This is a genomic window from Chitinophaga sp. ARDCPP14 (assembly GCF_051362515.1).
Taxonomy (GTDB): Bacteria; Bacteroidota; Bacteroidia; order Chitinophagales; family Chitinophagaceae; genus Chitinophaga.
In genome coordinates this window covers 206,379-221,047 of the sequence record NZ_JBKIXB010000014.1, presented here as the reverse complement: position 1 = coordinate 221,047, position 14,669 = coordinate 206,379, and the positions used below count along the sequence as shown (strand labels likewise).

At 47.6% G+C, this 14,669-nt stretch carries 8 protein-coding genes; 3 read left to right on the top strand and 5 right to left on the bottom strand.

Going from position 1 to position 14,669, the window contains the following annotated elements:
• Positions 1-4 precede the first annotated feature (4 nt).
• Positions 5-292, bottom strand: coding sequence for a hypothetical protein (locus tag ACLHR0_RS29010; RefSeq protein WP_429047432.1), 288 nt, complete (start codon positions 290-292; stop codon positions 5-7).
• 212 nt (positions 293-504) lie between these two features.
• Here ACLHR0_RS29010 and ACLHR0_RS29005 point away from each other — a divergent pair, with 212 nt between their 5' ends.
• Positions 505-3,189 carry a PQQ-dependent sugar dehydrogenase gene (locus ACLHR0_RS29005; RefSeq protein WP_436491348.1) on the top strand — a complete coding sequence of 895 codons (2,685 nt, stop codon included), beginning with the start codon at positions 505-507 and terminating at the stop codon, positions 3,187-3,189.
• Between the two features lie 112 nt (positions 3,190-3,301).
• On the top strand, positions 3,302-5,119 hold the full coding sequence (locus ACLHR0_RS29000; protein ID WP_436491346.1) for a WG repeat-containing protein: 1,818 nt from the start codon (positions 3,302-3,304) through the stop codon (positions 5,117-5,119).
• A 32-nt stretch (positions 5,120-5,151) separates the two neighbouring features.
• Here the strand turns inward: ACLHR0_RS29000 and ACLHR0_RS28995 are convergent, their stop codons facing one another.
• The gene (locus ACLHR0_RS28995; protein ID WP_436491344.1) at positions 5,152-7,638 is read right to left on the bottom strand and encodes a hypothetical protein; all 2,487 of its coding nucleotides are present in this window, start codon (positions 7,636-7,638) and stop codon (positions 5,152-5,154) included.
• A gap of 84 nt (positions 7,639-7,722) precedes the next feature.
• Between ACLHR0_RS28995 and ACLHR0_RS28990 the strand changes: the two genes are divergently transcribed.
• A complete protein-coding gene (locus tag ACLHR0_RS28990; protein ID WP_436491343.1) occupies positions 7,723-8,097 on the top strand; it encodes a VanZ family protein in 375 nt (124 codons plus the stop codon).
• Here the strand turns inward: ACLHR0_RS28990 and ACLHR0_RS28985 are convergent.
• From ACLHR0_RS28985 to ACLHR0_RS28975, 3 genes are read right to left on the bottom strand one after another with little or no spacing between them, the layout of a single operon-like run.
• Positions 8,094-9,581 (bottom strand): FG-GAP repeat domain-containing protein, encoded by a 1,488-nt coding sequence (locus tag ACLHR0_RS28985; RefSeq protein WP_436491341.1) that lies wholly within the window; start codon positions 9,579-9,581, stop codon positions 8,094-8,096. The two genes, ACLHR0_RS28990 and ACLHR0_RS28985, sit on opposite strands and share 4 nt — an antisense overlap.
• A complete protein-coding gene (locus ACLHR0_RS28980; protein ID WP_436491339.1) occupies positions 9,571-11,064 on the bottom strand; it encodes a RagB/SusD family nutrient uptake outer membrane protein in 1,494 nt (497 codons plus the stop codon). Before ACLHR0_RS28980 ends, ACLHR0_RS28985 begins: the two co-directional genes overlap by 11 nt.
• A 29-nt stretch (positions 11,065-11,093) precedes the next feature.
• Positions 11,094-14,477 carry a TonB-dependent receptor gene (locus ACLHR0_RS28975; protein ID WP_436491337.1) on the bottom strand — a complete coding sequence of 1,128 codons (3,384 nt, stop codon included), beginning with the start codon at positions 14,475-14,477 and terminating at the stop codon, positions 11,094-11,096.
• Between the last annotated feature and the right edge of the window lie 192 nt (positions 14,478-14,669).

The following is a 14,669-nucleotide window of genomic DNA, read 5'->3' as shown; positions in this document are numbered from 1 at the left end:
CCGGTTATTTTAAATACTGGGTAACTAATTGTTCCCATTCTTCTTCCTGTGTACCAGAAGGCCTGGTGGTGCCTGCCCGGCGGTACCAATAGTCAGCATTTGCCTGATCTCCTTCTACCCTGTGCAGGTAAGCATGTACCCTTGCAGCATCCGGTCCCGGCAGATCGTCTACCAGGTCGTGCGCCTTTTTCCAGTTACCTTTCCCTTCGTACCAAAGGGATTCAAGGTATATGTCGACATATTTAGGTGGGTGTGTCTCCTGTAAAGATTGCTTAAATTCGTTCAGATCCATCTTTTCCATTTACCAGCTTGAATAATGTGGGTCTCAAATATACGGAAGCACAGCGCAAAATGACAACTTCCTCTTCCAATCTGATATTAAATTAGCCAATATTCCCTGATCCTCAAAACGATGTGGTTATTTCCTTTCATCCATTTTTAAGGAAATAAAAAATAATATTCTATTATTTTGTGTCCCGCAAATCAAATCCATAATCACATCACATGAGTGAACTGTTCAGGCTATGCACGCAGAGACTTCCGGCCCTGTTTATTGTCGGATTGACATTAATTATACAGGGATGCGGCGACCACCCTGCCAAAAGCAAGGCTACCAAAGCCCCGGAAGACAACCGTTTTACCAAAACCATTCTTTCCAACGACCTCAACGAGCCGATGGAACTGGCGGTAGCAGGTAATGGCAGCGTGTATTTTATTGAACGCAGCGGTAAATTGTATCACTACGACCCGGCCACACAGGCCACCAAAGTCGTATATACATTCCCGGTACTCCCCGATACGAAGGAAGGATTTGGTAACGGGTTGCTGGGTGTTACACTTGACCCGGACTTCGACAAAAATCATTACATCTATTTTTACTATACGCCCAATAAGCTTCCCGCAGCGCAACACGTATCCCGCTTTACGCTGGAAGGCAAAGACTCCCTGGTGTTGGCTTCCGAAAAGGTATTGCTCACCATCCCGCTGGAACTGGAAGTGAGCGCGCATACGGGTGGTTCGCTCGACTGGGACCGCAACGGCAACCTCTTTATTTCCACCGGCGATAACACGGTGCCTTTCGCTTCCAACGGTTATGCGCCGATAGACACTATTCCCGGCCGCATTACTTTTGACGCCGAACGCTCCGCCGGCAATACCAACGACCTCCGTGGAAAAGTGCTGCGTATCCATCCCGAACCGGATGGCAGCTACACCGTTCCTGCCGGTAACCTCTTTCCCAAAGGCACCGCCGGCACACGCCCTGAGATATACGCGATGGGCTGCCGCAATCCTTACCGCATGTCCGTTGACACTGCCACCGGCATTGTTTACTGGGGCGAGGTAGGTCCGGATGCAGGCCAGGACGGCGACCAGGGCCCGCGCGGATACGACGAAATCAACCAGGCAAAAAAACCAGGCAACTTCGGATGGCCATTTGTAGTAGGTGATAATAAAGTATACCCGCAATATGATTTCGCTACCAAAACCATCGGCGCACCTTTCAAAGCAGAAGCGCCGGTAAACAATTCACCCAATAACTCCGGGCTGAAAGTATTGCCACCCGCACAAAAGGCCATGATCTGGTATCCGTACGATTCCTCTGCCGTATTCCCTCAACTGGGCAACGGCGGCCGCTGCGCAATGGCCGGACCAGTATTCCATTATAATGAAGCAACTGCCTCCCCTACCGGTTTGCCTGCATGGTATGATAACGCCTTATTTATTTACGACTGGATGCGTAACTGGGTATATGCCGTGCGACTGGACAGCCAGCAGCACTTTAAATCGATGGAACCTTTCATGAAAACCAACGGCGATTTCAGGCGCCCGATAGACATGGCCATTGGTAAAGGCGGCGACCTGTACATACTCGAGTATGGCTCCGTATATGGTATCGACAACGACGATGCGCGACTGGTACGCATTTCCTATAACGGTGGCAACCGCGCACCGGTAGCAGCTATTGCCACTGCTGATACCGCCGGCACTGCCCCCATGAAAGTAAACTTCAGCAGCAAAAAGAGCTATGATTTTGATGAAGGACAGGCACTTAAATACGAATGGCATTTTGGCGATGAAACCGCTGCGGTAACTGATTCCTCACCTGTGCACACGTATGAAAAGAATGGCGTGTACCATGCCATCCTGAAAATAACGGATCCGGAAGGCGCCAGCAGCACCGATACCCTAACCATCCGCGTAGGTAACACCGTACCGGAAGTAAAGGTTAGCACAACCGATAACACTACCTTCTATTTTGAAAACAGCCCGCTGCATTATGCCGTTACAGTGACGGATAAGGAAGATCCGGCCATCAATAACGAGCAACTGATGATTGGCCTGCATTACATTCCACGCAGCAAAGCGAAAGCAGAGAAAGGACATCAGCTCATTACCACGGTACCGGCGCATCCTGGCAAGTTGCTGATGGAAAGCAGCGATTGCAAGGCGTGTCACCAGGTAGATAAAGCCTCCGTAGGCCCTGCCTTTACACAGGTAGCCAAACGCTATGAGAAAGACCCTAAAGCACCAGCCTATCTTGCTGCCAAGATCATTAAAGGCGGCGGCGGCGTTTGGGGAGAACACTCTATGGCGGCACATCCGCAGCTGTCTGTTGACGAAGCCGGACAAATTGTAAAATACATCCTCACGCTGTCCGCGCCACAGGCGGCAGGCAGCTTGCCCGCCTCCGGCAGCGTAGCACTGAAGGATCACCTGGGTAAGGAAAAGTATGGCACCTATGTACTGGCAGCCACCTATACAGATGGCGGCGGCAACGCCTCCCCGCTCAGCGGCAGCGGACTGCTGCTCCTTCGCTCCCTCCGCGTACAGGGAGAAGATGCGGACTCCGTTAACAACATAGACCGTTCATCTGATCACCTTGGGGCTATTCATAACAAATCGTTCTTTGTATTCAGGGATATTGATCTGAAAGGTATTCATAAAGTCACTTACCGGTATTCATCCCTCGACAAGGATGCCGTGCTGGAAATTCATACTGGCAGCGTGAACGGACCAGTGATCAGCAAGCTGGCATACAAAGCCACCGGCAACTGGGATAAATTTATAGAAGTAACCGCACCAGTGGAAGCACCTGCCGGTAAAAATGACCTCTACTTCGTGTTCAGCAAAGATCAGCAACCGGACCAGCATTTGTTTACACTGGACTGGCTCGAATTTAAACCATGATAAAAATATAGCCTTGCACGTTATAGTGCTTTTCTGCGCCCTGTATACAAATGTATACAGGGCGCATTTTTTTATCTGCATTTGATTTATCTTCCGTCTGAAATTATTCATTATGTCTCACAGAGCTTACCTCTATAATATTTCTTCCCCGGCTGTTGTTCAGGATACCGATGTAATGGTAATGGAATGGGGATACGAAGTGCCGCTGCTGCTGCAACCCCTGCTGATTGACGAAGGTTTTGTGGCGGGTAATATTTATAACACGCATACCGATCCAGAAAATTTTGGTCTTTATTATAATGCAGAAAAGGGAATCCAAAACATTAAACGGTTTTATAATTTTATCGAAAATCACCAGTCAGCACTGATAGATGATATAGAAAATTTTACGATTGCCAAAGAAAAAATGTTCCGGTACCTGGATAATTTAAGTCAGCCTTACATTCATGTAGATGCCTGGGACGTTTTTAACATGAGCGATGAAAGTCATCAGCAGCAAGCCAATGACCTGTTGACGGTGATAGCCTATAACAACAATGTCATCACCCGTGCAATAGACGCAGATGATATTTCGCTTTTAACCCCTGCTGCATTTGCAGGCGGGGTGATGCTGGGGTTCTCCGATTTCAGGTCCTTGCTGAATTACCCTGGTTATGATTATGGATTCAGGTATATCTATGAACAGGCAGATACCGGGGATACAGATATTTTTGAAGAAAACGGACTTTGGGGATTAAAAGATAAGAAGGGGGAGATATTGGCGGAAGCGATTTATGACGAGTTCTATGGTTTCGATGAAGAAGAAGAACTCGCCGTTGTAGCAAAAGACGGGAAGTACGGCTATATCCATAAATCCGGGAAAATGGTTGTACAGCCGGTTTATAACGACGCCTATGGATTTGACGGCGGATATGCAGTAGTGAACTTAGAGGGCAAGTATGGCCTGATACAATCGAACGGCAACATCAAGCTCCCGCCGCGTTACGATGACCTCTCCTCCTTAACGCCTTTGGGAAGTTACTGGTCGGCCGGATTGAATGGAAAATACGGGGTAATAAATGCTGATGACAAAGTAATGCTGCCTTTTGATTATAATCATGAAATTAAAGTTTCCGACGATGAAACGTTTTACACCATCGAAGAGGAAGGCGCCGGCAGCCATTTAATATTCTCCGGTCAGTTTGTTTTTCTCGGCAGATTCGATCCTGCCTTTGTTAAAGGGAGAGCTATTTATCATGCTGAAAATTTTAATGAAGAGGTTGTTATATTCGAGGTTTTAAAACATCCATATCAGGCGCATAATGTTTTACTATCTTCCAGTGGAGAAATCTTACTGGCTGATTATACTGACATCATTGAAACCTGGGGACACGCATTTTTAATGAGTAAGAATGATAAACAAGGATTGTTTAAATACCCGCTGGGACTGGTGCTGGATTTTGACTTTGATTTAATAGAAGATCTGCGTCCAATTACCGATGAGCCGATAACGGCTATTATTAAGGAGTTACCCGAACGTCTTGAACATCTGTCTTTCAACTTTTGTAAGGTTATTACCAATAATCAAGATGGCTTATTCTTCACCTGCGGTGATTTTAGCAAATGGATACTGGCGCCTGAATACGCCGCAATAGAATTCCTCAAATCGCAATACATCGCCGTGCATGACGACGTCAACTGGGCGGTGTTTAATATTGACGGAAGCCAGCATACCGGTTTTGAATTTGAAGAACTTATCAACCTGATTTCTTACACCGGAATTGCCTACGGTATAAAAGGAGCACATGTTTTTACCATTATGAAAGAGGGAATCATGCCTGCTGATAAAATGCATTTGCAGGATTATGTGGAGGCAAACGAGGAGTATGGTTATTATTATTTCACGGAGGATGTTCAGAAAAAGTTCCAGGCGTATATTGATGAAGAATGAAAGGGTCCGTATCGATGATAAAAAATCCTGTGTCAGGTCGATCTTATACTCATCGACTCCCACATCCTGATCCAATCCAATAAGTGAAGCTCCACCCCCTTTACTGACTTACATTTTTCCAGGATCCGGTACACATTCTCCCAAGTTTGCGCATTGGGTCCACGGAGGAACTCCTGGATACTCTCTGTTAACATTCCCATCTGGGGTAGCAGTGCCGGATCAACATGCGCCACGCTGGCTACCAACGCCAGCAACTCGTCGGCCGTCTCCCGGTCGGCAACGGTCAGTGTTGGTGCACTGACAGGCGGGGATTGCGGCTGGAAACGGGGTATATCCCGCTGCGGAGATGTTGTTACATTCGTATTAGGAACAAATGGTCCTGGAAGGATTTTAGGCTTCTTGTCCTTTTCATCGCCGGTATCCTCTGTTTTCAGGTCTGTTTCGGATTTACGTTTTATAGGTGCGGCTGTTTGGGCTTCCTTCAGTGCTATGTCGAGTTTTCCATAGGCGGACTTAAGCAGCACCTCCCGGTTGTTCAGATCCAATTTCGCCTGATTTTCCCGCCAGAATTTTTTATACATGTCGAAAATATCTTTTGCTGCTGCATCGAACTTCCTTTTCCGCCAGTCTTCGGTTAACTTAGGCCGGTATTGCGAGCTGATCGTGGCATTTAATTCGTTCAGCAGCCCCAGCACAAAATCAGCTTTACCTTGTTCAATGAGTAATGCGCTCTTGTTCTTTACAATTTGCGCTTTCAGGGGAGCCAGCAAATCCTCCAGTTTCTTTTCACCCAACTGCGGATCTTTCTTCCACTCTTCAACCGTTCTGCTCAGGATTTCTTCCTGCATAACCGCAAAACGTTTCCCAAATTCGGGGTTAAGTTCCAGGGTATACTTCTCCACTTCCCTTTTGAACGCTGGTCCCAGCTCCCGTAACCAGCGCTCTTTCTTAAGTTCTGCCACGGTTTTGACTTTATACTCCGGCTTGGGTGTCTTTTTCTTTTCCAGTGCCAGTTTCTCATCTTCCTTTGCTTTCCTTACTTCTTCTATCTTCACCGCATATGCTGCTTCATTAGCCGCCTGCTCTGTTTTTTTGGCGATAAGAAACGATTGGCCTTCTGGTGTTGTCGTGGAATGTATATTATTATCATGAATAAATGCTATCGGCTTCTGAGGTATCAGTATTAGTTCATAACCGGCCGGCATCTTAAATGCTGTGGTGATCTCCAGGTCGTACTCCTTAGAAAACAGTGCACTTTTATCCAGCCCAAACGGTTCAAAAAGATAGTCGAATCTGGATCCGTTAACAAAATATTTCCCTGAAAGATGATAATCCGGTGGCACTTCTTTTAATGTTCCGGCAGCAGAAAAGTAATACCCAGGTATAAATGTTTCCGGTACCAGCGCCATTGTTCCGCTCTTGGTTTCTTTGCTGGTTGGTATGGTATGCACCAGTGTTTCACTGAATACCGGGCTTTTAGCGGCCAGTTTCCAGTGGCCGATTTCACTGCCATCTTTTGTGGGATCCCGCTCCAGCTGTTGAACAAGAAATCTGAACTTAGCGGGAAGTTTGTTCTCCTCCAGGAAAGTGCCTTTAAAAAACCCTTTGTATGCGCCCCATTCGAGTGTTTCCACTTCAAACCTCACTACTTTATTGTTGGCATTCACGGCTTCTTTGGTTTTCGCCTCCACCGTTGTCTTCATCAAACTATTAAACGGGGTGGATATAGGAACCAGGTTATCGTTAGTACCTGGTCCATGCAGGTGATCATTCAGCATATGACCACGTATATACGTGATCTTTTTGTTGAGCGCTGTGAATAGTTTTGATTCACCCGTAGGAGCACTTCCCGTCACACCGTCATCCCTGGGCAACAGGCTCAATGGGTGCATCACCACTTCCTTACAAAAAGTATCCCCGTCGACCGTTGTATGAACGGATGATTTTTCTTTATGAGATGGTGGCCGTACCTTTTTCATCACATCAACCGACTTCGCGTTTAGCTGCTTTAGCAATCCGGCGATCTCTCTTAATTGTACTACTGCGATAATGCGCTCCGCCTTTGTGGCCGCCACGTGCTGAGATTTTTTTGGTAAACCGGTCTTCTTACTGACTCTGTTAGTCGCCTTGGTAGTGCCATAGGTATTCACATGCACCTTCTTCGCCAACGCCTCAATATCGTTCAGCAGTTTAGCGATATCCGGCGTCATATGCCTGGCGTGTTTGCTGCGCTTCCGCCTTAGAAAAAGTTCCAGTGTTTCTTTGTCTGAATGCAGCCACAGCTGCCCGTCTGCGGTGTCCATGATCAGCGTATGCAGTTCATCTTCGCCATCGCCGTCCATATCGATCAGCAATGGCTCCGTCAGTTCTCCATTAAACGGTACTTCTGCAGTGGGGATTTCCTCCTGTGGCGCCGCCTCCCGGTTTACCACCGCCGGCATCGCAATGCCGTAGGCTGCCACCTGGTTAGCGGCTGCATGCGAACTGGTTAACGTATCCGGTGATGACGCGGCCTTCATGGAAATGGTTATTTGTAAGGAAGTTACAAAATTTTCGTTTTATTTTGAACCTGCTTTGCATTTTGTTATTTATGATTTCATCCCATGAACAAAAAAAACGTATACATTATTCTTCTTTCCATTGCACTCCTATTCACACTCTATGAAGAGCTGAAACTCAGACCTTACTTATTCAAGCATCATATTAGCACCTTTTACATAGCGGATTCCCTGCCAAACTTCCTGGCGGTGGTGGTCTTTTTTCTGGGATACATGGTGATAAGGTTTCCTGTCGACGACCGGAAAGTTGTCAGCCTTATTTTTTCGCTGGTGGCTGGACTCACGCTATATGAAGTTTGCCAGTTGTGGATGCCCGGGCGGACTTTTGACGTAAAAGATGTGATTGCCTCTGTTATCGGTGGCACATTTTCCTACCTGGTTTTTCGCATCGTGAATAAGGCATTGAATAAACACATTTAATACCGGTTCTCCCAGATAATAAATTCAGGACCATTCATCCAGTAATTCATCAAAGACTTATCATTCCCCGGCTTTGCAGCCATATTTCCGGCGAGGATATCCGGCTTGCCATCGCCATTAAAATCTTTAACATCCATACATACCCACCGGCCCATGCCAGCCACCTGTTTATCGGTATGTAATTCAAACTGTCCATCCTTTTTTTGCAGCAGGCAGGTCAGCGCCAGGTCGGGATGCTGCGCATAATCAGCGAAGAAGCTGATAGCAACAAGGTCCGGGCGACCGTCGTGGTCCAGATCCGCCGGCACTGCCTTATAGCAGCCATACAGCGGCTGGAAGAATACCTGGCGCCAGGCATTGCCCGTGTTCCTGAAAATATAGACGCCATGATAGGGCTTCAGTACGGGCGACTGATCCGCATTGTCGCCACAGGTAAAAATGATATCCCGTTTGCCATCGCCATCCATATCGGCCAGCTGGAAATAGGTAGCGCCATAGGAAGGCGGGAATCGCAATACCTCCTTTATTTCAAAGTTACCGTTTCCTTTGTTGAGCAACTGGAAGATGCCTTCATTCCCCTGTGCAAACAATACCCAAATATCTTTTTTACCATCTCCATCAATATCTTCTATATACATTTTTTCAGCACCGGGAAGATTAACGATCACCTTTTTACCGGCTTTGGTAAATAGAGACAATCCCCCTTCCATAAAACCAAACTCGCATACCAGCAGCTCATCATCCAGCAGGAGCGATTGTACCGGCCGGTAAAGCTGGTCGCATAAAATTTTTCGCTGTATAATCTTATTGTCTTTGATGGCAATTTCCTCCACCGCGCCATTCCTCGTTACTCCACCGGGATTAAGACTTCCAATGTGCGTGAGCAGGTAACGCCCTTCGCCCACAGGCGCTACATCCACCACTGTGCTGTTATCAAGACTGTCCACCTGCTGCAATGCCGGGTCAAAAACACGGAGGATACGCTTATTAATATCTGATTGAAACAGCAGCTTTGCTTTTTCATCATAATAAATGCAAGATGTAAAAGACGCCGATTTTTTTGGCGGTAATTTCAGCAGGAAGTTGTTGCCGGACACAGGAACAGGAAATACCGGCTGCGCAATTTCTGCTGGCGCCGATGCGGCATACCAGGCCACAATTTCCTTCCAGTCGTCCAAAGGAATAAATGTTCTCATAGGCGCTATGGCCGGATCACGCAGGTGCTGCAATGCCGGCGGCAGCATCTTATATTCGCCGCTGCGGTCCTTATAAATATCCGCAAAGGCGCCCATCGCCGGCAGCACGCCATCCATCCAGATATGCGCCGGCAGCAGTGCCGGTTCAGGAAACAAATGACAGGAAGCGCAATATCTTTTTGCGATATCGCGCCGGTGATCCGGCTGCTTCCCTGCGCAGCCACAGAGCAATAATAAAGTAACGGACCAGGCCAAGGCCAGGTCCGTCACTTTAATTTTAGTATCCATTATTTTGCTTGATAACACCTTTGGATTCGTCGATTACCTTCCGGGGCAACGGGTACAACACAAATTCCGGCTTTGCAAATATGGAGCCTTCCTCTTTCGCATGCTGTACAAAGGTTCCCCACCGGATCATATCTTCCCGGCGGCTTCCTTCACACCACAGTTCAAAGAACCTTTCATCCATGATCTTCTTCCTGAAGGTATCCTTCGTGAATTGACCAGGCTGGTAGGTAGCCACGCCTGCGCGGGTTCTCACCGCGTTCACCAGGTCACAGGCTTCCTGCACAGGGCCCTGGGTTTCGTTAATGGCTTCTGCCAGCATCAGCAACACATCTGCATATCTCCACACAATAATATCCGTTCCCTGTGCTTCACTGATAGCGCCGGGATCAGGGCCATACTTCATGGGAATGGCGCCAATATAATTATTTGCACGGGCGTCGAATATAGCGCCGCCGGAAGTAGGCCATTTGGCCAGCAAAACGCTCAGGCGTTTATCCTGCTGATCAAATTTGTCGTAGGCTTTCCAGGGCATCTTATAACCACCCCATTGTGTAATGGTAAGTCCTTCGGGATCTACATAATTACCCGGCATACACATGGCCAGCCACAGGTTATTATTGACCGATGCGTCGAACCTGCACGGGATAGCCAGTATTACTTCCTGGATATTTCCTTTGTTGGCGAAAGTGAAAATATCTTTATAGTTACTCTGCAGGCCATGACCATATGTTTGCAGCTGTTTACCAGTACTGATAACCGATGCCCAGTTCTTTTCATGCAGGTATAATTTCATCAGGCCCATGAGACAGATATCCTTTGTAAACCTGCCATAATCGGAGGCTGCCAGTTCACTGGCCTTGGGTAACCCCTCAAATCCTTCCTTGTAATCTTTTTCTATCTGTGCTACCATCCATGCGGCATCGGGCCGGGGAATAGGTTGTGCTGAAGGATTTGCTGCTTCCTTCGCATCCAGGCGGATAGGCACAGGGCCATAGCAATTATAGAGAATCCAGGAGTAATGGGCGCGCAATGCCTTCAGCTCTGCGATATACCTGTTTTTCAGGGTTTCATCCATCTGCACGCCTTGTATTTTGTCGATGTCAATGGCTATTTCAGAAATCACCGGCATCAGGCCATTATAATGATTTAACAGTTGGGAAAAATCTTCCGAAAAATTCAGCTGGTTAAACTTACGCCAGCCATCCCAGCCCCAGGAACACACCAGTTCATCTGTGGTGAAGCTGCTCTGGGCATTCCAGCCTTCATTGGCGGCGCCCCAGCCTCCCCCGTAAAATCCTGCATTGAGCATACCGGCATACATACCGGTAACCGCCGCTTTTACATCTTCGGCATTCAGAAAAAAGGTGGAGGAAGAATAACGGTCGTATGTTTTTTCTTCCAGCCCCTTTTCACAGGAAAAGCTGGCCAGGGAGAAAAGAAAAATTATCAGTAAAGCGTATCTGTAGTTATTTGGACGTTTCATTGCTGTTCCTTTTAAAATGAATAAAGAGGCTAGAACTTGGCATTCAGACCAATAGTGTAAGAGCGGGACATGGGATATGCCAGGTAGTTCTGCAATTCAGGATCAATTCCCCTGTAAGAAGTAATGATAAAAGGATTCTGAACATTGGCATATATCCGTAAGCCGCTCAATACGTTCTGTTTGGCAATCATTTTTCCGCCGAAAGTATAGCCCAGGGTAATATCCCTGCATCTCAGGAAGCTGGCATTTTCCAGCCAATAGTCCGAGTTGGCGGCGTAGCTGGCATAAGGATCATTGAGACCGGTGGGATACTTCGCATTCACATTATCGTACGACCACCTGTCTTTGGCAATGCTCAGCACATTCCAGCCAAATTGTCCCAGCTGCGCATAAGTACTGAATGCAGACGCATAGTCAGAATTATATTTCTTCTGGATAAAGCCATACATGAAAATGCTCAGGTCAAAATTTTGATAGCTGAAACTGTTGTTGAATCCAAAACTGTAGCGCGGACCGTCGATGCCCACCAGCACCTGGTCGGCAGAGGAAATTTTGCCATCGGGTTTACCGGTAAGATTACCTGCATCGTCGTAGCCGTTCAGGTCTTTCACAATAATTCCACCCGGCAGGATGCCCGGCATGCTGGCAGGTGCGGCTTTATCTCCTTTATAGATCCCATCGCTGACGTAACGATAGAGCCCATTGAACGGACCATCGGGGGCAATATATTTTGCCAGCGATCTTAATGCATCCGGGGATCTCTTCACCCAGGAATTATAGTAATGCGACAGGTTGATCGTGGTGGACCAGTTAAAACCTCCCGCTGTTTTGCTGATAATATTTTTTGTATTCAGGCTTGCATCCCATCCGCGGCTGCGTGTTTCGCCAGCGTTACCCGCCACGCTCGATACCGGGAAGTCCGAAGTCAGCGGTACGCTTTGCAGCAGGTTCACAATCGTTCTGTTGAAATAGTCGAATGAACCTCCTACCCTGTTACTGAACAACTGGAAATCCAATCCTACGTTCACATCCCTTTGTGTTTCCCAGCTCAGGTTATCGTTACTCAGCTGGCTAAGCGACACACCAGGCAGGCTGGTACCTCCAAACACATAAGAGCTGTTGGCGGTATAATAGGAGAAGGCGCTGCCACCGATGTCACTGTTACCGGTGGTGCCATAGCCTGCCCTTAACTTCAGGAAGCTGATCACCGGGAGATTATTTTTCAGGAAATTTTCTTCAGAGATTATCCAGGCAGCGGAAATGCCGGGGAATGTGCCCCACTTTTTGTTGGGTGCAAAATTGGAGGCGCCGTCCCTTCTGATGCTGGCTGTGAGGATATACTTATCTGCAAAATCATAAATAATCCTGCCAAAATATGATTTCCAGATACGGGTAGGATTTCTGTAAGAGCTTACGCCGGGTCTTGGCGCGGTACCGTACCCGATGTTATTAAAAAGAAAGTTATCGGTCGGGAACCGGTCGTTATAAAGTCCTAAACCATCCCAATCACTTACCTGGTAAGAATGTCCGGCCAGTGCCTGGATATTGTGTTTTTCCCCGAAGCTTTTATTGTAGTTGAGTGTAACTTCTGAAATTTTGGAGACAGAGTTATTTTCGTTGATAGATGCCTGTCCGCCTGCGCGTGCACCATAGAGAAAGGTTTTAGGGAGATAGGCATACCGTTTCCCGGAGGACTGATCATAGCTGTAATTCATTTTAGCTTTCAGGCCGGGGATGATTGTCCATTCCGCATAGCCGGAAGTAAGCAGGCGGCTGCTTTTGGTGTAATCTGTAATATCCAGGAAAGACAGCGGGTTCGGTGAGTTCTGGTAGTCCGGGTTGATGAGATAGTTACCCGCTGCATCTCTCAGGGGCATATTGGCCGGGTAATAAAATGCGGATAGCACCATGCCGGAATATTCATTTGCCTGTGTGCCCACGTTGGCGTTGATGGCATTGGAACCGGAAGCGATCACGTTTACACCCACTTTTATGTTTTCGCCAACTCCCTGGTCAAGACTGATCCTTCCATTATACCGCGTAAACGCAGAGTGCTCCAGCACGCCCTGCTGATCCAGGTAATTGCCGGATACATAGTAACGCGTTTTATTGCTGGCGCCGGAGAGGGAAATATTATGCTGCTTGGTATAGCCTTTCCGGGTGATCGCATCTATTGCACTGGGTAATAAAGCAGTGGTATCTATTTGTGATTGTGTATACTTTGGAATATACGGCGTAACTGTGCCCGGATCGGTGCTGCCATACGGCGCAACCTTGTTAGTCAGCATCCATTGTTCCAGCCCTATTTTGTTACGTTGCTCCATATATTCTTTCGTATTCAGGATATCATAAAACCTGATGATATCCTGGAAAGCGTAGCTTCCGCTGTACTCAATATGCGGCTTATCTCCTTTACCCTGTTTGGTAGTGATGAGCACCACACCGGCGCCGGCCCTGGCGCCATAGATCGAAGTAGCCGAAGCGTCTTTCAGGAAGTCGATCGATTCAATATCATTGGGGTTAATAAAATTAAGGGGCGACCGGTCAACGCCGGAGCTGCCATACCGGGTGTCTGACGAAGGTTCCGCGGCGTTATCGTTAATGATAACTCCATCTACCACGTACAATGCTCCCGGGGAAGCGTACGATGGATTACTTCTTATCTGCAGGTTAACGCCGGCGCCTGGCTGTCCGCTGCTCTGGATGGCAGATACGCCCGCAGCGCGGCCGGCCAGCGCCTGTACCACATTGGTGGAAGCAGCTGTATTCAACTCGGCAGTTTTTACAGAAGATACGGCACCGGTTACATTTCTTTTCTTAACGGACCCGTAACCAATCACCACTACTTCCTGTTTTTGCTCGATAGCGGCTTTAAGTACAATCCTGAGTTTTGTATTGCCATTCAACGGCACTTCCTGTGTCACCATCCCGATAAAAGAGAAAATAAGGGTATGGGAAGCATTATCAGGCACGTTGAGAGAAAAATTTCCTCCTGCGTCGGTACTCACGCCTTGTTTTGTTCCTTTCACCTGGATGGATACGCCCGGCAACGGCGCGCCGTTTTCATCGGTTACCTTACCGGAAACCTCCACCCGCAGCGGCGCTGCGGCGGCTGGATCAGGGGCATTCCTGCTAACAACAATCACATTATCGACAATGCTGTAATGAAATGGCTGCCCTTTTAAACTCAGCTCCATCACTTCCGGCAATGAGGCCTTGTCTACCCGGATGTCTACTTTCCTGGCTTCTTTCAGCAGGTTAACATCATACCAGAAAGAATACCCGGTTTGTTTTTCAATCAATGAAAAGATCCGTTTAAGCGACAGGTTGCGCTCATTCAGCGTCACTGTCTGGGAATGGGCGCTGGCCGATATTCCCGTACTGACAATGATTAACAGGACCGCTAGCTTCATAAATAGCAGTTTTTTTATTTTTTTCCAATTAAAAGGGATCGTTAAGCTGTTCCCCTCCGGACGGGGGAATTTTTCTTTCCGAAAAGCCTGCAATTTCATACTTTTGGTTGTTTGGATGTTAAATGAAAATTTCTGACAAAGGAATTCCGTTTAGTTCAGGCGCCGCCGCTTCATCTCGCACATGAAGCGGCA

Excerpts from the sequence above, each read along its gene's own strand:
- ACLHR0_RS29010 (WP_429047432.1), bottom strand. The coding sequence starts at position 292 with ATGGATCTGAACGAATTTAAGCAATCTTTACAGGAGACACACCCACCT.
- ACLHR0_RS29005 (WP_436491348.1), top strand. The coding sequence starts at position 505 with ATGAGTGAACTGTTCAGGCTATGCACGCAGAGACTTCCGGCCCTGTTT.
- ACLHR0_RS29000 (WP_436491346.1), top strand. The coding sequence starts at position 3,302 with ATGTCTCACAGAGCTTACCTCTATAATATTTCTTCCCCGGCTGTTGTT.
- ACLHR0_RS28995 (WP_436491344.1), bottom strand. The coding sequence starts at position 7,638 with ATGAAGGCCGCGTCATCACCGGATACGTTAACCAGTTCGCATGCAGCC.
- ACLHR0_RS28990 (WP_436491343.1), top strand. The coding sequence starts at position 7,723 with ATGAACAAAAAAAACGTATACATTATTCTTCTTTCCATTGCACTCCTA.
- ACLHR0_RS28985 (WP_436491341.1), bottom strand. The coding sequence starts at position 9,581 with ATGGATACTAAAATTAAAGTGACGGACCTGGCCTTGGCCTGGTCCGTT.
- ACLHR0_RS28980 (WP_436491339.1), bottom strand. The coding sequence starts at position 11,064 with ATGAAACGTCCAAATAACTACAGATACGCTTTACTGATAATTTTTCTT.
- ACLHR0_RS28975 (WP_436491337.1), bottom strand. The coding sequence starts at position 14,477 with ATGAAGCTAGCGGTCCTGTTAATCATTGTCAGTACGGGAATATCGGCC.